Origin of the sequence: Pseudomonas sp. M2(2023), assembly GCF_030263955.1 — a bacterium.
Taxonomy (GTDB): Bacteria; Pseudomonadota; Gammaproteobacteria; order Pseudomonadales; family Pseudomonadaceae; genus Aquipseudomonas; species Aquipseudomonas asiatica.
This window is the reverse complement of record NZ_CP127114.1, coordinates 3,197,261-3,216,024: the sequence shown is the minus strand read 5'-3', so window position 1 is coordinate 3,216,024 and position 18,764 is coordinate 3,197,261. Positions and strand designations below refer to the sequence as shown.

Below are 18,764 nucleotides of genomic sequence, written 5' to 3'. Positions count from 1 at the left end.
CGATGGGTTGGTGGGATGCCTGTGGGAGCGGCCTTGTGTCGCGAAAGGGGCGCACAGCGCCCCCAGCGGCTCATCAGAACTGCTCCGCCTCCAAACCATAAAGGCTGCCACTACCCGCCCGGATACTGGCCTCCAGCCCCAACCCGCGCGGCAAGACCCGCTGGAAGAAGAACTCCGCACACGCAAGCTTGGCCCCATGAAACGCGGCATCCTCGTCACGCCTGGCCAACGCCACCGCCGCCATCCGCGCCCACATGTAGGCGTACGCAGTCAGCCCGAACAGCTGCAGGTATTCCACCGCCACCGCGCTGACCAGGTTTGCATCCTCGCCGGCCCGCGCCCGCAGCCAGGCGCTGGTCGCTTCCAGCCGCGCCAGGCTCGCTTGCAGGGCTTCACGGTGCAGCGGCGCATCAACGCTGAAGGCCCGCACCTCGGCGGCAAAGCCGGCCAGCGCCTGGCCACCGTCGGCCAGCACCTTGCGCCCGAGCAGGTCGAGGGCCTGGATGCCGTTGGTGCCTTCATAGATCTGCGCGATGCGCACATCGCGCACCCGCTGCTCCTGGCCCCATTCGCGAATGTAGCCATGGCCGCCATACACCTGCTGGCCGAGCACACAGCTTTCCAGGCCGTTGTCGGTGAAGAACGCCTTGGCCACCGGCGTCAGCAGCGCCACCAGGCGTTGCGCATGTTCGCGCTCGCCGGCGTCTTCGGCGTAGCGTGCCAGGTCCAGCTGCTGGCCGACGTAGGCGGCAAACGCCCGGCCACCTTCGGTGAGGGTGCGCATGGTCAGCAACATGCGCCGCACATCGCCATGGTGAATGATCGGGTCGGCAACCTTGTCCTGTGCCTGCGGGCCGCTGGCGGCGCGGCTTTGCAGGCGCTCGTTGGCGTAGCGGGCGGCGCTCTGGTAGGACGCCTCGGCACAACCGATGCCCTGGATGCCGATGGACAGGCGCTCGTAGTTCATCATGGTGAACATCGCCGCCAGGCCCTTGTTCGGCTCGCCGACCAGGTAGCCGACGGCACCATCGAAGTTCATCACACAGGTGGCCGAGGCCTTGATGCCCATCTTGTGTTCGATCGAGCCGCAATGGGCGGCGTTGCGCGCCCCCAGGCGGCCATCGGCCTCGACCAGGTACTTGGGCACCAGGAACAGCGAGATGCCCTTGGCGCCGGTGGGCGCATCCGGCAGCTTGGCCAGCACCAGGTGGACGATGTTCTCGGTCAGGTCCTGTTCGCCGCCGGTGATGAAGATCTTGCTGCCGCTGATGCGATAGCTGCCATCGGCCTGGGGCTCGGCGCGGCTGCGGATCAGCCCAAGGTCGGTGCCGGCATGGGGTTCGGTGAGGCACATGGTGCCAGCCCAGCGGCCTTCGTACAGGGGCGGCAGGTAGGTGGCCTTGAGTGTTTCGCTGGCGTGGGCATCGATCGCCAGGCAGCTGCCGGCGCTCAATGCCGAATACAGGCTGAAGCTGCAGTCGGCGGCGTAGAGCATTTCTTCGAACAGCACACCGAGCATTTTCGGCATGCCCATGCCGCCATGTTCAGGATTGCCGCCGAGGCCGACCCAACCGCCTTCACGGTAGGTGTGCCAGGCCTCGCGGAAGCCGTCGGGTGTAGTGACTTCACCAGCGGCGAAGCGCACGCCTTGCTCGTCACCGTTGCGGCTGAGCGGGGCAATCAGCTGGCCGGTGACTTTGGCTGCTTCCTCGAGGATGGCATCGGCGGTATCGGCGTCGATGCGCTCGGCCAGGGCGGGCAGGCGGGCCCACAGGGCCGGGGCGTTGAACACGTCATGCAGGACGAAGCGCATGTCGCGCAGGGGGGCGGAGTAGGTAGTCATCGGTAGCTCTTGAGAAGTGGGAAATCTGGGCTGGCCTCTTCGCGGGTAAACCCGCTCCCACAGGGATCGCGCCAAACCTGAGCACATTGCTGTACCTGTGGGAGCGGGTTTACCCGCGAAGAGGCCGCTACGGGTTCAGAGGGCTTTGGCCCGGTCGCGCAGCACGTACTTCTGGATCTTGCCGGTGGAGGTCTTGGGCAGTTCGCCGAACACCACGGTCTTCGGCACCTTGAACCCGGCCAGGTGCTCGCGGCACCAGCTGGTGATGTCGGCTTCGCGGGTGTCTTCGCGGCCCGGCTTGAGCGCAACGAAGGCGCACGGGGTTTCTCCCCACTTTTCATCCGGGCGTGCCACCACCGCGGCCTCCAGCACCGCCGGGTGCTTGTACAGGGCGTCTTCGACCTCGATGGTGGAAATGTTCTCGCCACCGGAAATGATGATGTCCTTGAGCCGGTCCTTGATCTCGACATAGCCGTCGGTATGCCACACAGCCAGGTCACCGGTATGGAACCAGCCGCCACGGAAGGCTTCGGCGGTAGCCTCGGGGTTCTTCAGGTAGCCCTTCATCACCGTGTTGCCACGCATGAAGATCTCGCCCAGGGTGTTGCCGTCGCGCGGTACCGGCTCGAGGGTTTGCGGGTCGGCGACCATCAGGCCGTCGAGGGTCGGGTAGCGCACGCCCTGGCGGGACTTGATCCGTGCCCGCTCTTCCAGCGACAGGTCATCCCATTCGTCATGCCAGGCACACACGGTCACCGGGCCGTAGACTTCGGTCAGGCCGTAGGTGTGGGTGACCTGGATGCCCATCTCTTCCACGGCGCCGATGACCTTGGCGGGTGGCGCGGCGCCGGCGACCATGGCCTGCACCGGGTGCTCGATGGCCGCCTTGGCCGCCTCGGGCATGTTGACCAGGGCGTTGAGCACGATCGGCGCGCCGCACAGGTGGCTGACCCGGTGCTCGCGGATCAGGGTCAGGATCTTCTGCGGGTCGACCCGGCGCAGGAACACATGGGTGCCGGCCAGCGCGGTGATGGTCCATGGGTAGCACCAGCCATTGCAGTGGAACATCGGCAGGGTCCACAGGTACACCGGGCGATGGCCCATGCCCCAGACCATCTGGTTGCCCAGGGCGTTCAGGTAAGCGCCACGGTGGTGGTAGACCACGCCCTTGGGGTTGCCGGTGGTGCCGGAGGTGTAGTTGAGCGAGATCGCCTGCCACTCGTCATCGGGCCATTCCCAGGCAAAGTCCGGGTCGCCTTCGGCTAGGAACGCTTCATAATCCAGTTCGCTGACCGCACGGCCTTCGCCGTACTCCGGGTCATCCACATCCACCACCAATGGCGGGTGCTCGAGCAAGGCCAGGGCCGCCTCGATGACGGTGTGGAACTCGCGGTCGGTGATCAGCACCTTGGCCTCGCCATGCTGCAGCATGAAGGCGATGGCCTCGGCGTCCAGGCGTACGTTCAGGGTATTGAGCACGGCACCGGTCATGGGCACGCCAAAATGGGCTTCGAGCATGGCCGGAATGTTGGGCAACATCACCGCCACGGTGTCGCCACGGCCGATGCCCCGGCCCACCAACGCGCTGGCCAGGCGCCGACAGCGTTGGTAGGTCTGCTGCCAGTTACGGCGGATGGCACCGTGGATCACCGCCGGATAATCGCCATATACGGCAGCGGTGCGTTCGATGAAACTCAGCGGGGTGAGGGCGACATGGTTGACGGCAGCGGGCATCAGGCCCTGGGCATAGATCGACATGCGGTAATCCTGTAGAGGAGGCAGGCACAACCTGTGCGCTTGACCCCCGGTGGCTGATTGTTAGCTCTGTTCAGGGTGCAGGGAGGCGGACGGTGGGCCGCTCCCCTTGTCGCAGTTTTACGCGAGTCGCTATGGTATTAGGAATATCGACTATAGCAATATAGTAAAACTACTATAACAACGAGCCGCCTACCGTGGACAACACTGCCTATCCCTTGCTCGCCAAGGACCCGCAACCCAGCCTGATGCTGGCCGGCGACGCCAGGCCGCTGGCACTCAACCCGGCGCTGCAGGCCTGGGTCGATGAAGGCCCGGCACTGGCCAGCTGGCTGCCGGGCAACTGCGCCGCCCTGGTGCGCGCCTGCCTGCGCCAGCGCCGGGCGATCGCCGATGTCGAGGTGCAGGTTGGTGAACGCATCGTGCTGTGGAGCTTCATCCCTGACGACCAGGGCCAGCAGGTGCTGGCGCGTGGCCGCGACGCCAGCGACGAGCGCCATGGCGCCCGCGAGGCCAGCCGCGCCCGGCGCCTGTACCGGCTGATCATCGAGAACACCACCGACCTGATCTCTCGGCACAGCCCCGACGGCCGTTTCCTCGATGCCTCGCCGGCGGCATTCCGCCTGCTAGGCCTGTGGCCCGAGCAGCTGCGCGGCATGGCCGTGCATACCCTGCTGCACCCGCGCGAGCGCCGCCAGGTGCTGCGCCAGGCCGCCGCCGCCCTGGACCAGGACGGCTACCACACCATGACCTGCCGGGTGCGCCAGGCCGCAGGCGGCTACCGCTGGTTCGAAATCGCCAGCCGGGCCATCCGTGAAACCTACACCGGCGCGGTGGTGGAGGTGGTCAGCGTGTCCCGCGACATCACCCTGCGCATCGAGGCCCAGGAAAGCCTGGCGCACAGTGCCCGGCTGGCCACCTTGGGCGAGCTGGCTTCGGGCATTGCCCACGAGATCAACCAGCCGTTGGCTGCGGTGGTCAACTATGCCAACGCCAGCCAGCGTTACCTGCAGGGCCTGGAGCGCGACCCGCAGGCCCGAGAGCGGGTAGGGCAGGGCCTGCAGCGCATCAGCGAACAGGCCACCCATGCCGCCGAAGTGATCCGCCGCCTGCGCGCCTTCCTGCGCAAGGGGCCGCGCCGCCTGCAGGCTCTGGACGTGGCCGAGGTGGCCGGCGAAGCCATGCGCCTGTGCGCCTGGGAAGCCGCGCGTGACCAGGTGGTGGTCGAGTTGCGCATGAGCGCGCAGCTGCCCTTGGTGTATGCCGACCGGGTACTGCTGGAGCAGGTGCTGTTGAACCTGTTGCGCAACGCCATCGATGCCAACCGCGAGCAGCATGGCGAGCGGCCGTCACGTATCCTGCTGGGCGCTGCGCGCGATGGTGATGGCGTGCTGGTCGAGGTGGCCGACCAGGGCCCGGGCGTGGCGCCCGAGCGCCTGGATGAAATCTTCACGCCGTTCACCACCAGCAAGGCCGACGGCCTGGGCCTTGGCCTGAGCATGAGCCGCAGCCTGATCGAGGGCTTTGGTGGCAGCCTGTGGGCGCGAGGCGGTGACAATGGCGGTCTGGTACTGTGCTGCCGCCTGGCGGTCAGCAGGGGATAAGGGGGGATGGCGGTGCAAGCGAAAGTGTATGTGGTCGATGACGACCAGGGTATGCGCGACTCGACGGTGTGGTTGTTGCAGTCGGTGGGTTTGCAGGCCTTGCCGTTCGCCGGCGGGCAGGCGTTTCTCGACGCCTGCGTCGACGATGGGCCGGCCTGTGTGCTGCTGGATGTGCGCATGCCGGGGCTGGGCGGGTTGGCGGTGCAGCAGGCGATGCGCGAGCGTGGCCTGGGTTTGCCGGTGATCTTCGTCAGCGGGCATGCCGATGTGCCGATCGTGGTGCGGGCATTCAAGGCCGGCGCCTGCGACTTCATCGAGAAACCCTACAACGACCAGTTGCTGCTCGACAGCGTGCAGGCCGCGTTGGAAAGCGCCGGGCGGGCACGCCAGGACGACCAGGCGCTGGCCCGGGTGCAGGCGCGCATCGACGGCCTGACCCCACGCGAGCGCGACGTGTTCGTGCCGTTGGCCCAAGGGTTGAGCAACCGCGAAATTGCCGAGCGGTTGGGCGTCAGTGTGAAGACGGTGGACCTGTACCGGGGGCGGGTGATGAAGCGGTTGCAGGCCGATAGCCTGGCGGAGTTGGTGGGCATGGCCATTGCCTGCGGGGCGGTGGATGCACTGGGCCTGCGATTGCGGCAGTGACAGCAGTCACAGTTCCCTGTGGGAGATGACCCAGCCCTTTGGGCTGCGTTGTCGCGTAGATAACTGAAATCGCAAGCAGTCCGCGTACCCTGTGGGAGCGGCTTTAGCCGCGAAGAATCCAATGCGGTGCATGGCACCGGCTGCGCCGGTGTTCGCGGCTAAAGCCGCTCCCACAAGAGCCTCCCTCGGCAGGCGAGAGAAGGGGAACATCATGAAATTTTCCATAGCAACCTAATCAAAGCTTTGACATTCACTGCCTAGGCAGTAATATTTCTACACAATTACCCGAGCAGCCTCCAATGGCCCATTTCTCCCCCGAAAACTTCCAGACCTGCGCCATCGGCATGCTGCTTGGCCGGGCGGCGATCCTGAAGGACCGCACTCTCGACTGGCACCTCGAATCCGAAGGCGTCACCGCCGCGCAGTTCAAGGTGCTGATCATCGTCACCCAGTACCAGGTGGACACCCCGGCCGAGCTGTGCCGGTACCTGGGCCTGGACAGCGGATCGATGACCCGCATGCTCGACCGCCTCGAGCAGAAGGAACTGATCGTGCGCAACCGTTGCGCCGACGACCGTCGCCAGGTGCGCCTGGCGCTTACCGCCGATGGCCAGCGCCTGGCTGACCGCCTGCCGGAAATCGGCGCGGCGGCCATGAACGAGCTGTGCGGCGTGCTGGCACCCGAAGAGCTCGCGACCCTGGAAGGCCTGCTGGCCAAGGTCCTGCTCGCTGCCGGCGACCCGTTGACGATCCGCCGCTTCGGCGATCGTTGATCCCTGTCACGAATTATCCAAGGTATTGCCATGGCCACTCCCGCAGACACCCCGACTCCCTCCGCCGCGCCCGAACCGTCGCGCAAGCGCAAGGCCTGGCTGCTTGGCCTGGTGTTGCTGCTGATCCTTGCCGGCGTCGGTGCCTGGGCCTGGTACAGCCTGGTCGGGCGCTGGCACGAAAGCACCGACGATGCCTACGTCAACGGCAACGTGGTAGAGATCACCCCGCTGGTCACCGGCACTGTCACCAGCATCGGTGCCGATGACGGCGACCTGGTCCACGCCGGCCAGGTATTGCTGCAATTCGACCCGGCCGACAGCCAGGTGGCCTTGCAGGCCGCCGAAGCCAGGCTGGCGCGCAGCGTGCGCCAGGTGCGCGGGTTGTACAGCAACGTCGACGCGCTCAAGGCCCAGCTGGAAACCCGCCAGGCCGAGCTGCGCAAGGCCCGCCAGGACTTCAACCGGCGCAAGGTACTGGCCGACAGCGGCGCGATAGCTGCGGAAGAATTGTCTCATGCCCGCGACGACCTGAGCGTGGCCGAGGCCGCCGTCAACAGTGCACGCCAGCAGCTCAGCACCAGCAGCGCACTGGTCGACGACACCGTGGTGTCCTCGCACCCCGAGGTGATGGCCGCCGCCGCCGACCTGCGCCAGGCCTACCTCGACCATGCCCGCACCACCCTGGTGGCACCGGTCACCGGCTACGTTGCCAAGCGTACCGTGCAGCTGGGCCAGCGCCTGCAACCGGGTACCGCGACCATGGCGGTGATCCCGCTGGACCAGGTGTGGATCGATGCCAACTTCAAGGAAACCCAGCTGCGCGACATGCGTATCGGCCAGCCGGTGCAGATCAGCGCCGACCTGTACGGCAGCGAGGTCAGGTACAGCGGCACGGTCGACAGCCTTGGCGCTGGTACCGGCAGCGCCTTCGCCCTGTTGCCGGCGCAGAATGCCACCGGTAACTGGATCAAGATCGTCCAGCGCGTGCCGGTACGCATCCACCTCAGCCCCGACCAGCTCAAGGACCACCCGCTGCGTATCGGGCTGTCCACCGTGGTCGAGGTCGACCTGCACGACCAGAGCGGCCCGACCTTGGCCCAACAGCCACCGCAGCAGGCCAGCTATATCACCCAGGTGTATGACCGCCAGCTGGTCGAAGCCGACAACCTGATCGCCCGGCTGATCCACGAAAACAGCGCAACCGGCAAGACGGCCCAGCGATGAGCAACAACGCTGCTGCCCAGTTCACGCCGCCGAGCCTGCTGCTGACCACCATCGGCCTGTCGCTGGCGACGTTCATGCAGGTGCTCGACACCACCATCGCCAACGTGGCCTTGCCGACCATTTCCGGCAACCTGGGGGTGAGCTACGAACAGGGCACCTGGGTCATCACCTCGTTCGCGGTGAGCAACGCCATCGCCTTGCCGCTCACCGGTTGGCTCAGCCGACGGTTTGGCGAGGTGAAGCTGTTCATCTGGGCCACGCTGCTGTTCGTGCTGGCCTCGTTCTTGTGCGGTATTGCCCAGTCGATGCCGGAGCTGGTCGGTTTTCGCGTGTTGCAGGGTGTGGTGGCCGGGCCGTTGTACCCGATGACCCAGACTTTGCTGATCGCCGTTTACCCGCCGGCCAAACGCGGCATGGCCCTGGCGCTGTTGGCGATGGTGACGGTGGTGGCGCCGATTGCCGGGCCGATTCTCGGCGGCTGGATAACCGACAGCTACAGCTGGCCTTGGATCTTCTTCATCAACGTGCCCATTGGCCTGTTCGCCGCCGCCGTGGTCCGCCAGCAGATGCGCACCCGGCCGGTGGTCACCAGCCGCCAGCCGATGGACTACATAGGCCTGCTGACGCTGGTCATCGGCGTTGGCGCCTTGCAGGTGGTGCTGGACAAAGGCAACGACCTGGACTGGTTCGAATCGTCGTTCATCATTGCCGGAAGCCTGGTCTCGCTGGTGTTCCTGGCGGTGTTCGTGATTTGGGAACTGACCGACCGTCACCCGGTGGTCAACTTGCGCCTGTTCGCGCACCGCAACTTCCGCGTGGGCACCATCGTGCTGGTAGGGGGCTATGCCGGGTTCTTCGGCATCAACCTGATCCTGCCGCAGTGGCTGCAGACGCAGATGGGCTATACCGCTACCTGGGCCGGCCTGGCGGTGGCGCCGATCGGCCTGTTGCCGGTGCTGATGTCGCCGTTCGTGGGCAAGTACGCCCACCGCTTCGACCTGCGTGTGCTGGCCGGGCTGGCGTTCCTGGCGATCGGCAGCAGCTGCTACATGCGTGCCGGGTTCACCAGCGAGGTGGACTTCCAGCATGTGGCGCTGGTGCAGTTGTTCATGGGTATTGGCGTTGCGCTGTTCTTCATGCCGACCTTGAGCATACTGCTGTCCGACCTGCCACCGCAGCAGATCGCCGATGGCTCGGGCCTGGCGACCTTCCTGCGTACCTTGGGCGGCAGTTTCGCGGCGTCGCTGACCACCTGGATCTGGATTCGCCGGGCGGACCAGCACCATGCCTACCTGAGCGAGCACATCAGCCAGTTCGACCCGGCCACGCGACATACCCTGGAGCAGCTGGGCGGGGCCAGCCCGCAGAGCTATGCGCAGCTGGAGCAGATACTCAACGGGCAGGCGTACATGATGTCGACGGTGGACTACTTCACCCTGATGACCTGGGTGTTTGCCGGGTTGATCCTGCTGGTGTGGTTCGCCAAACCGCCCTTTACCGCCAAGGCGGGGCCGGCGTCGGCAGGGCACTGAGCCGGGCCAGAACAAGGCCCAGGCTCATTGCCAAATGCCATGTCAGGCACTCGCTGCTGCGTACCAGGGCCGCTGCATGCGCAGCACCAACCGGTCGATTTGCGGCACCAGCAGGTTGCCGGCCAGCACGGCGAAGCAGAGGCCATCGGCGTAAAGCCCGAACTCGCGAATCAGCTCGGTCAGCGTGCCGACGGTCACGCCGAAGAGGATGCGACCGGCGCGGGTATCGGGGCTGGTGACCGGATCGGTGGCGATGAAGAAGGCGGTGAAGAGATAGCCGCCGAGGCTGAGGTTGTAAACGGCTTCCTGCAGGCTGTGGCCGGCAGCCATGCACAGCAATACTGTGCTCGCGATCATCGCCAGCGGAATCTCGATGCGGATCACCCGCAGCGAAGCCAGCAGCAAACCGCCGGCAACGTAGCCGAACCCCGACAGATTGTGGGTGACATGGGTGAACTCGTTCTGCGCCAGTTGAGTGGCGCCGGCGAACGCATCGAGCTCCAGGCGTGGCACCAACTGTAGTTGTTGGAGCAGAACCGCCTTGGCGTCCAGGGTTGCGGTCCAGGGGGCATGGTTCGATGGCGCGGGGTACAGCTGCTGATAGAAGCAGATGGCAACGACCCCCAGGCCAACCATGGCAGGGTTGAGACGGTTGCGACCAAGGCCTCCACTGGCGTGCTTGCATAGTGCCAGAGCAGCAAAACTGGCCAGGGCGATCATCCACAACGGCACCATCAGCGGCAATGCCCGAGCCAGTATCAGGCCCAGCACCAGCCAGCTGAGGTCGCTCAAACCCTTGCGTACGTCATGCCCGCGCAGGCGCAGCAGGGCGGCTTCGAAGCCCAGGGCAAACAGCACGCACCAGAACACCTGCAACCAGACCACGACGCCGAATTGCCAGGCATACAGGACGGTGCCCGGCAGCAGGCACAGGACGACCAGCAGCATCACCGTGCGCAGCCGTTGCGGGATGGGGTGGCGTATCAGGCTCATGCGCGGACCTCCGTCTTGCTTTGGCGGAAGCGTTCGCGCAGCGGGATATTGCTTGGGCAGATGCTGCTGCAGCTGCCGCATTCGATGCAGGCATCCAGGCGCAGTTCCTGCAGGCTGGTCTTGTCCAGGCGCTCGGCGGCAGCGTAGAGGTCCAGCGGCCGCAGCGACATCGGGCAGACATCCACGCAGCGCGTGCAGCGAATGCAACTGCTGGCGGGGCGAGCAGCCGGCAGGTAGCGCTCGGCGCCGAAAATCAGGCAACTGCTGGTCTTGCTGACGAAGGCGTTGGCGTCCGGTAGCGGCTGCCCCATCATCGGGCCACCGACTTGGGTCAACTGCCCTGTGGGGGACGCGCCAGCAATCGCGCGCAGTTCGCTGACCGGGTAACCCACCGGCACCCGCACATTGCCGGGGCGCTCGCAGTCACCTGTCAGCGTCAGCACGCGGCTGGTCAGTGGTTCGTCCTGGAAGACAGCCCGGCCCAGCGCGTAGAGCGTTGCGACATTCAGGGCGAGGACGCCGATATCGGCGGGGCGGCTCCCCGGGGCCAGGTTGCGGCCACTGAGGCTCTTGATCATCAACGGCTGCCCACCTGCTGGGTAACGCTCCGGAAGTGGACAAATCTCGACCCGGGTGCGCGCTTGGCGTGCGGCGGCACGTAACGTGGTCATCGCCTCCGGTTTGTTGGTTTCGATGCCGAAACGGGTTGCCGTTATTCCCAGCAGCGCGGCGACATAGTCGGCGGCCTCGATCAACGCTTCGGCATTTTCGCGCATGAGGCGGTCATCGCAGGTAAGGAAGGGCTCGCATTCGGCACCGTTGATCAGCAGCAGGTCGGGCTGCTGTGCGTCGGCCAGCTTGAGGGCCGTGGGGAAACCCGCACCACCAAGGCCGACTATGCCCATCTGCAATGCGCGCTCGACCAGCGCCTCTGGCGTTTGCGGCAGGCCCGGTGCCGGGCGTTCGAGCCACTCGTCCAGGCCATCTGCGTTCAGGATGACGGCCATGACTGGCTCGGCCGAGTCGGCCGCGAAGACGTGATCGATCCGGTCCACGATGCCGGAGGTACTGGCATGCACCCAAGCGGTGGTGTTGTCGCCAATACCGATCACTTCGCCCTTGCGCACATGCTGCCCCGGCTGCACGCAAGGCTGGACAAACCGCCGACCCCGCCCGAGGGGAATCGCCAGCTGGACTTTACCGACCACGACCGGGGCAACCGGCGTAGCGTTGGATAGTTCCTTGTATCCCCTGAGCTCGATCCCTCCGTGCCAACTACGCTGAGAGGATGAGGCGATGGCCAGCAGACGGCGCCAGAAAGGTTTCTGTTGCGGCTGACGCTGGGCGCGGATGCGGCTCTGCAGGCGTTCGACGCTCTGCAACGAATGGCTAGACATGTAATGTCCTCCAATTTTTGGGCAAAGAACGCCCCTGTGCGCTTATGCACATGGTTGTCTTATTGCTTCCGGGACGTTAAGCGGAAAGGGAGGGGGATGAATGATCACCCGCGCAGATCAGAGTGTTCGATGAGGAGTTTGTTCGGTTTTTGACCAGGTTTGCTGATGAACGGTAGGCCAATTGCCATCTCGCAACTCTGGTGAAATAGCCTGCGCCGCGTACGGGCGGCCAGAGTCTGCGAGGTGTCCAATGATGCGCGCAAGCCTGCTGGTGATGCTGGTGACGTTGCTGTATGGCTGCGGCGACAGGATTGAACGCTTTGGCGGGCCGACCATGGGGAGTACGTATTCGATCCAGTACGTACCCACTGCACAGACGCCCGATTCGCGGCAAGTAAAGGCCGAAGTCGAGCTTGTTCTCCAGGCCCTCGACAAGCAGTTCTCCAACTGGCGCGGCGATTCCGTGGTTTCCCGCTTCAACAACCTGCCGGCCGGCGCCTGTCAGGCAGTACCGCAAGAGATGCAGCAATTGCTGGCGTACGGTGTTTCTCTGTTCCGCGAGAGTGGCGGGGCTTTCGACCTGACGGTCTTGCCATTGATGAACCTCTGGGGCTTCGGCCCGCAGTCACGCGGTAGGCAGGTGCCGGACGCCAGCACGCTGGCACGGGAGCAGGCACGGGTAGGGCTGCAGCACTTGCACCTGGATGGAGAAAAGCTGTGCAAGGATGTGGCGGCGCAGCTGGATTTCGACAGCATGCTCGCCGGTTATGCAGTGGATCGGGTGGGCGACAGGCTTGCGGCCCTGGGTATCCAGGCCTATCTGGTCGAGATCACCGGTGAACTCAAGGGCGTCGGCCGCAAACCGGATGGCTCGCCCTGGCGCATCGCCCTTGAGGTACCGAGTGGTGGGGGCGAACAGCAAGTGGAGCGCGCCATCGCCCTGGATGGCTACGGCGTTGCCACCGCCGGCGATTACCGCAACTATTTCGAGGAAGGTGGCCAGCGTTATTCGCACACCTTCGATCCCCGTGTCGGCAGGCCGGTCAAGCACGCGCTGGCGGCAGTGTCGGTGGTCGACCCTTCGGTGTTGCGTGCCGATGCCCTGGACACACTGTTGATGGTGCTGGGCCCGGAGGAAGGCTATGCCTTCGCCGAGCGGAATGAAATCGCTGCCTACTTCATCATGCACCAGGGGCTGGGTTTCGTTGCGCGGGCGACGCCGCGGTTCGAGACGTTGTTTCCCGGGCAAGGCAAACCCACGCAGTAGCAGAAGGAAAGGTCATTCCCACGCGCTGCCTTTTCCCCTATTGTCGATGCTCCCTTTCCAAACGATTGGCAGACCCATGGAGCAAGTCATAGTCATCACCGGTGCCAGCCGCGGCATCGGCGCCGCCACGGCGCTGCTGGCCGCCCGTCAGGGCTACCGCATCTGCATCAACTACCACGCCGACGACCAGGCCGCCGAGGACATCCTCGGCCAGGTCCGAGCCCTGGGCGCCAAGGCCATCACCGTGCGCGCCGATGCCAGTGTCGAGGATGAGGTCATCCAGCTGTTCCAGCGCGTTGACGAAGAACTCGGCCCGGTCACCGCGCTGGTCAACAACGCAGGCACCATCGGCCAGCAAAGCCGGGTCGAGGACATGTCCGAGTTCCGCCTGCTCAAGGTCATGAAGACCAACGTTGTCGGCCCCATGCTCTGCGCCAAGCACGCACTGAAGCGCATGGCACGCCGGCACGGCGGGCCGGGCGGGGCCATCGTCAACGTGTCGTCGGTGGCCGCCCGCCTGGGCTCGCCCAACGAATACGTGGATTATGCCGCTTCCAAGGGCGCCCTCGACACCTTCACCATTGGCCTGGCAAAGGAAGTGGCAGGCGAGGGCGTGCGGGTAAATGGTGTGCGGCCAGGCTACATCCATACCGGGTTCCACGCGCTGTCGGGCGACCCCGACCGGGTCAGCAAGCTCGAGCCCGGCTTGCCCATGGGCCGCGGCGGGCGCCCCGAGGAAGTGGCCGAGGCCATCCTCTGGCTGCTCTCGGACAAAGCCTCGTACTCCACCGGCAGCTTCATCGACCTGGGCGGCGGGCGCTGAACGCGCCGGTCAATCCTCCAGCAGCGTGCGTACCCGTTCGGCCAGCACTGCCAGCTCGAACGGCTTGGTCAGCACCTCAGTGCCTTGCAGCAACTGGCCGTCACTGAGCGCCGCGCTTTCGTCGTAGCCAGTGATGAACAGCACCCTGAGGTCGGGGTGGCGCTCGCGGCAACGTTCAGCCAACTGGCGGCCATTCAGGCCGCCGGGTAGGCCGATATCGCTCAACAGCAGGTCTGGCCGCTCGCCAGCTTGCAGATGGGCTAGGGCAGCCGGGCCGTTCTCGAATGCATCGACCCGATAACCCAGTTCTTCCAGCACCTCGCAGACGACCACGCGCAAGGCGGCCTGGTCTTCGACCAGCAGGATACGCTGCGTGGCGCCGCTGCTTTTTTCCAGCAGTGTGTGCAGTGGCCTGGGTGCCGGGGCTTCGGGGTGCTGGTGGTGGCGGGGAAGCAGCAGCTCGATGCGGGTGCCTTCGCCAGGTGTCGACAACACCCGTAGCTGCCCGCCCGACTGGCGCACGAAACCATAAGTCATCGACAAGCCCAGCCCAGTGCCCTGGCCCATGGGCTTGGTGGTGAAGAACGGGTCGACGGCGCGCTCGGCCACCTCCGCCGACATGCCCTTGCCGTTGTCGCTGATGCTCAGCCGTACGTATTCGCCAGCTGGCAGTTCCAGTGCACGGGCTTGCTGGTCGTCGAGCAGCAGGTTGTCACCGAGGATATCGATCACGCCGCCGGCAGGCATGGCATCGCGGGCATTGATGCACACGTTGAGCAGGGCGCTTTCCAGTTGCGGCGGGTCGATGAAGGTCGGCCATAGCTGGCAGGGGAATTGGCTGGTCAGGGTGATGGAGGGGCCGATGGTGCGGCGCAGCAGCTCCTCCATGCCGCCCACCAGCGTGGCCACCTGCGTGGAGCAGGGCTGCAGGGTCTGCTGACGGGAAAATGCCAGCAGCCGGTGTACCAGCGAAGAGGCCCGCTGCGCCGAGCCGCTGGACAGCTTCAGCAATGGCTCCAGGGCGTCGAAACGGGATTGCTCCAGGCGTTGGCGCATCAGCTCCTGGGCACTGAGGATGCCGCCCAGCAGGTTGTTGAAGTCGTGGGCGATGCCGCCACTGAGCTGGCCGACCGCTTCCATCTTCTGTGCCTGGCGCAGGGCTTCCTCGGCCTTGGCCTGTTCTGCCAGTGCCGCATTCACCCGTTGTTCCAGTTCCTCGTTCAGGCGCTGCAGGGCCTGCTCTGCCCGTCGGCGTGCAGTGACGTCCTTGAACAGTACCGCCACCTGGCGCTTTTCGGCAGGCTCTACGCGGAAGGTGGTCACCGACAACACATGGCCGGTGGCGACCAGTTCCTGCTCGAAATGCAGCGGCTCGCCCGTGCGCAGCACCGCGCCATAACGGGCGACCCAATCGTCGGCCTCATCGGGCACCATCTCGCGCAGTTTCTGCCCGACCACGTTGGGGATGCCGGCATGCTTGGCATAGGCCGCATTGGCCAGCACATGCACATAGTCGCTCAGTGGGCCGTGCGGGCCGTCGAAGAACTCGATGATGCAGAAGCCTTCGTCCATGGTGTCGAAGAGCGAGCGGTAGAAGTCCTGATCGTGTTGCTGATGGCTTGCCAGGCGGGCTTCCAGCAGCGCGTTCTGTTGCTGCAGGGCTTCGACTTGTTGGCGCAGTGAAAGCAGGTCGCGGGAGGGCATGCCGACGTCCGACAGTGGATGAAGCCCAGACTTTAGCGTGTTCGGCAACAGGCGAATAGCCAGTCAACGCGGGTGTGACGCAATGCCCAACAGGCGCTCGATCCGTTCGCCGAGGGTGTTCAGGTCGAGGGGTTTGTGCAGCAGTTCGGTGCGCCTGCCGGGCCGGGCACAGTGCACCGTTTCGGCAGTCTCGTAGCCGGTAATCAGCAATACCGGGGCATCCGCCACAAGGTCCTGGCAGGCCTCTGCAAGCTGGTAACCGTCGAGTCGCCCAGGCAGGCCGACATCGGTGATCAGCAGGTCCGGTGGCGGCCCTTTCTGCAACGATTCCAGAGCCCGGTGGCCACTCTCGAAAGCCTGCACCTGATAGCCCAGTTCCGTCAGCACTTCGACCAGTACCAGGCGCAGGGCCGGTTGGTCCGCCACCAGCATGATCCGGTGCATCCGCGGCTGCAACGTCGCGGTGGCGGATGTGGCTGGCTCGCCGTGGCCGGTTGCGCAAGCGCTCTGGTCACGGGGCAGGTACAGGTGAACGCAAGTGCCTTGCCCGGTGACGCTGTCGATCAGCAACTGCCCCCCGGACTGGCGAACAAAACCATAGGCCATGGACAATCCCAAGCCAGTGCCCTGGCCCAGCGGCTTGGTGGTGAAGAAGGGCTCGAAAGCGTGTTGCAGCACCTCACTGGGCATGCCCACGCCGGTGTCCTCGACACGAATGTGCAGATAGTGCCCCGTCGGCAGGTCCAGGCGCTTGGCCTCGGCCGCTGCGAGATCGGCGTTTTCACAACCGATGCGCAAGGTGCCGCCCAGCGGCATGGCGTCACGGGCATTGATGCACAGGTTGAGCAGAGCGTTCTCCAGCTGCTGCGGATCGATGCGGATCGACCATTGCGCGGCCAGCGTGCGGTCCTGGAAGTCAATGTGCGGGCCGGTCGAGCTGCGGATCAGGTCATGCATGTCGGCGACCAGGCGGTGCACATCCACCGCTTGTGGCATCAGCGTCTGTTGGCGCGAAAAGGCCAGCAACCGCTGCACCAGGGCTGCGGCGCGCATTGCGTTGCTGCGGCCGAGCCCGAGCATGCGGGCGGTGTCGGCAAGGCGTTGCTCGCCCAGGCGCTGCTCTGCAAGCTCCAGCGCGCCAAGCAGGCTACCCAGCAAGTTGTTGAAGTCGTGGGCGATGCCGCCGGTCAACTGGCCGACCGCCTCCATTTTCTGCGACTGGCGCAGGGCCTCTTCGGCCTGGCGCAGGCGTTCCTGCTCGGCCATGCGCTCGGTGATGTCATAGGCGAACAGGTACCCGCCCTGGACTTGCTGTTGTGCATCGAGCAATGGGTGATAGCGGATTTCGTAATGGCGGGGGGCATCGGAGGGGCCGAGTGAGATAGTGTCGATGAAGGCTTCGCCGGCCAGCACGCGTGGCCACACCGGTGCCAGGCGGCCCATGATGTCAGGGTGGTTGAGCAGAATTTGTGGCACGTAATCGCCGATCTGCGGCACGAAGCCCCGGTAATGCTCGAAGGTTTCCCGGGCCGTGCGGTTGATCGCGACCAGGCGCATCTCGCTGTCGGCGGCAAACACGTTGGCCCGGCTGTTGTCGAGCAGTTCGCCCAGTAGCTGGATGTGGGCCTGTGCAGTGTCGTCGCGCTCTGCCAGGCGAGCTTCCAGTTCTGCGACACGCGCTTGCAGTTGTGCCAATGACGGGAGCGAGTCTGCTTGCATGGCGAGGGCCCGGTGAGCGGATCGGGCAACTATAGCCGCCCACCGGGGCGCCAGTCATCAGAACGAGCGGATGATCCGCCCCAGGGTTTCCATGGCCCGTTCGGCATCCTCATGCCAGGGGCTGCCGTAGTTCAGGCGGATGCAGTTGCCGAAGCGCCGGGTGGGCGAGAAGATCGGCCCGGGGGCGATGCTGATGCCTTGGGCCAAGGCCATGTGGAACAGCTTGAGGGCGTCCATCTGTTCGGGCAGCTCCAGCCACAGGAAGTAGCCGCCGGACGGTTGGCTGACCCGCGTCTGCGCCGGAAAGTGCCGGGCGATGGCCGCCAGCATGTTGGCCTGCTGGCCTTCCAGGGCATAGCGCAGCTTGCGCAGGTGGCGGTCGTAGCCGCCGTGCTGCAGGTAGTCGGCGATGGCCGCCTGCGCCGGCATCGAGGCGCACAGCGAGGTCATCAGCTTGAGCCGCTCGATCTTCTGTGCAAAGCGCCCGGCTGCCACCCAGCCGATGCGGTAGCCAGGTGCCAGGCTCTTGGCGAACGAGCCGCAGTGCATCACCAGCCCCTGGGTGTCGAAGGCCTTGGCCGGTTTGGGTGCCTGTTGCGCGTAGTACAGTTCGGCGTACACGTCGTCTTCGATCAATGGCACCTGATGACGCGCCAGCAGCTCCACCAGTGCCTGCTTTTTCGCCTCCGGCATGCTGGCGCCCACCGGGTTCTGGAAGTTGGTCATGCACCACACGGCCTTGACCGGGTGTTTCTCCAGCGTTTGCGCCAGCACGCCCAGATCCATGCCTTCGCGCGGGTGCACAGGAATTTCCACGGCCTTTAGCTTGAGACGCTCCAGTACCTGCAGGCAGGCATAGAAGGCGGGGGCTTCGATGGCCACCAGGTCACCGGGCTGGGTGACGGCCTGCAGGCACAGGTTCAGGGCTTCCAGCGCGCCGTTGGTGATCAGCAACTCCTCCATTGGCAGCATCAGCCCGCCAACCATGTAGCGCAGGGCAATCTGCCGGCGCAGCTGCGGGTTGCCGGGTGACAGGTCGGTCACCACCATGCGCGGGTCCATGCTGCGGCTGGCGCTGGCCAGCGAGCGCGACAGGCGTTGCAGCGGAAACAGCTCGGGGCTGGGAAAGGCCGAGCCGAACGGCACGGTGTTGGGGTCCTTGATCGAGTCGAGGATCGAGAACACCAGCGCGCTGACGTCGACATCGGTGGACTCGCTGACCGGCTGCAATGCCTGCGGCTCGCTGAACTGGCGCGGGGCGTGGGCATTGACGAAATAGCCCGAGCGCGGCCGGGCGCGGATCAGCCCGCGCCGCTCCAGCAGGTAGTAGGCCTGGAACACGGTGGACGGGCTGACCCCGTGGGTCTGGCTGGCATAGCGCACCGAGGGCACGCGCTGGCCGGGGCCCAGCACCCCGGAGCGGATCAGTTCGGCGATGTCGTCGGCAAAGCGTTCGTAGCGTTTCATTCTGGCCTTCTGTCGAAG

The 18,764-nt window shown here is 65.5% G+C and carries 14 protein-coding genes; 7 read left to right on the top strand and 7 right to left on the bottom strand.

All coding sequences use genetic code 11. The features are described from left to right. Nucleotides 1–73 precede the first annotated feature (73 nt). Both QN085_RS14775 and QN085_RS14770 read right to left on the bottom strand, forming a co-directional pair. Entirely contained in the window at nt 74–1,843 is a 1,770-nt protein-coding gene (locus QN085_RS14775; protein WP_038409754.1) for an acyl-CoA dehydrogenase C-terminal domain-containing protein, read from the bottom strand. A gap of 135 nt (nt 1,844–1,978) precedes the next feature. Next, nucleotides 1,979–3,601, bottom strand: a complete 1,623-nt coding sequence (locus tag QN085_RS14770) for an acyl-CoA synthetase (protein ID WP_013972947.1) — start codon at nt 3,599–3,601, stop codon at nt 1,979–1,981. A gap of 194 nt (nt 3,602–3,795) precedes the next feature. Between QN085_RS14770 and QN085_RS14765 the strand changes: the two genes are divergently transcribed. The 5 genes from QN085_RS14765 to QN085_RS14745 all read left to right on the top strand — a co-directional run bounded on the left by QN085_RS14765 (nt 3,796) and on the right by QN085_RS14745 (nt 9,376). Next, the gene (locus QN085_RS14765; RefSeq protein ID WP_041505889.1) at nt 3,796–5,202 is read left to right on the top strand and encodes a sensor histidine kinase; all 1,407 of its coding nucleotides are present in this window, start codon (nt 3,796–3,798) and stop codon (nt 5,200–5,202) included. Between the two features lie 6 nt (nt 5,203–5,208). Further along, nucleotides 5,209–5,847 carry a response regulator transcription factor gene (locus tag QN085_RS14760; protein ID WP_023662530.1) on the top strand — a complete coding sequence of 213 codons (639 nt, stop codon included), beginning with the start codon at nt 5,209–5,211 and terminating at the stop codon, nt 5,845–5,847. Nucleotides 5,848–6,146: 299 nt separating this feature from the next. Next, the gene (locus QN085_RS14755) at nt 6,147–6,620 is read left to right on the top strand and encodes a MarR family winged helix-turn-helix transcriptional regulator (RefSeq protein WP_013972944.1); all 474 of its coding nucleotides are present in this window, start codon (nt 6,147–6,149) and stop codon (nt 6,618–6,620) included. Between the two features lie 30 nt (nt 6,621–6,650). Continuing rightward, nucleotides 6,651–7,844, top strand: coding sequence for an HlyD family secretion protein (locus QN085_RS14750; protein ID WP_041505890.1), 1,194 nt, complete (start codon nt 6,651–6,653; stop codon nt 7,842–7,844). Beyond that, entirely contained in the window at nt 7,841–9,376 is a 1,536-nt protein-coding gene (locus tag QN085_RS14745) for a DHA2 family efflux MFS transporter permease subunit (protein WP_023663084.1), read from the top strand. The genes QN085_RS14750 and QN085_RS14745 overlap by 4 nt, the downstream gene beginning before the upstream one ends. 42 nt (nt 9,377–9,418) lie before the next feature. On the opposite strand, the gene QN085_RS14740 is transcribed toward QN085_RS14745, so the two are convergent. Continuing rightward, nucleotides 9,419–10,369, bottom strand: coding sequence for an RnfABCDGE type electron transport complex subunit D (locus tag QN085_RS14740; RefSeq protein ID WP_023663085.1), 951 nt, complete (start codon nt 10,367–10,369; stop codon nt 9,419–9,421). Next, nucleotides 10,366–11,766 (bottom strand): electron transport complex subunit RsxC, encoded by a 1,401-nt coding sequence (rsxC, locus tag QN085_RS14735; RefSeq protein ID WP_023663086.1) that lies wholly within the window; start codon nt 11,764–11,766, stop codon nt 10,366–10,368. Before rsxC ends, QN085_RS14740 begins: the two co-directional genes overlap by 4 nt. A gap of 250 nt (nt 11,767–12,016) precedes the next feature. Between rsxC and QN085_RS14730 the strand changes: the two genes are divergently transcribed. After that, on the top strand, nt 12,017–13,033 hold the full coding sequence (locus QN085_RS14730; RefSeq protein ID WP_013972939.1) for an FAD:protein FMN transferase: 1,017 nt from the start codon (nt 12,017–12,019) through the stop codon (nt 13,031–13,033). A gap of 76 nt (nt 13,034–13,109) precedes the next feature. Continuing rightward, nucleotides 13,110–13,856 carry an SDR family oxidoreductase gene (locus QN085_RS14725; protein WP_024087260.1) on the top strand — a complete coding sequence of 249 codons (747 nt, stop codon included), beginning with the start codon at nt 13,110–13,112 and terminating at the stop codon, nt 13,854–13,856. A gap of 9 nt (nt 13,857–13,865) precedes the next feature. On the opposite strand, the gene QN085_RS14720 is transcribed toward QN085_RS14725, so the two are convergent. The 3 genes from QN085_RS14720 to mapR all read right to left on the bottom strand — a co-directional run bounded on the left by QN085_RS14720 (nt 13,866) and on the right by mapR (nt 18,746). Beyond that, complete coding sequence (locus QN085_RS14720) at nt 13,866–15,560, bottom strand: response regulator (protein WP_023661511.1); 1,695 nt, start codon at nt 15,558–15,560, stop codon at nt 13,866–13,868. A gap of 63 nt (nt 15,561–15,623) precedes the next feature. Next, nucleotides 15,624–17,279 carry a PAS domain-containing hybrid sensor histidine kinase/response regulator family protein gene (locus QN085_RS14715; RefSeq protein ID WP_031324575.1) on the bottom strand — a complete coding sequence of 552 codons (1,656 nt, stop codon included), beginning with the start codon at nt 17,277–17,279 and terminating at the stop codon, nt 15,624–15,626. A 57-nt stretch (nt 17,280–17,336) separates the two neighbouring features. Then, nucleotides 17,337–18,746 carry a GntR family transcriptional regulator MpaR gene (gene mapR / locus QN085_RS14710; protein ID WP_013972935.1) on the bottom strand — a complete coding sequence of 470 codons (1,410 nt, stop codon included), beginning with the start codon at nt 18,744–18,746 and terminating at the stop codon, nt 17,337–17,339. Nucleotides 18,747–18,764: the final 18 nt, after the last annotated feature.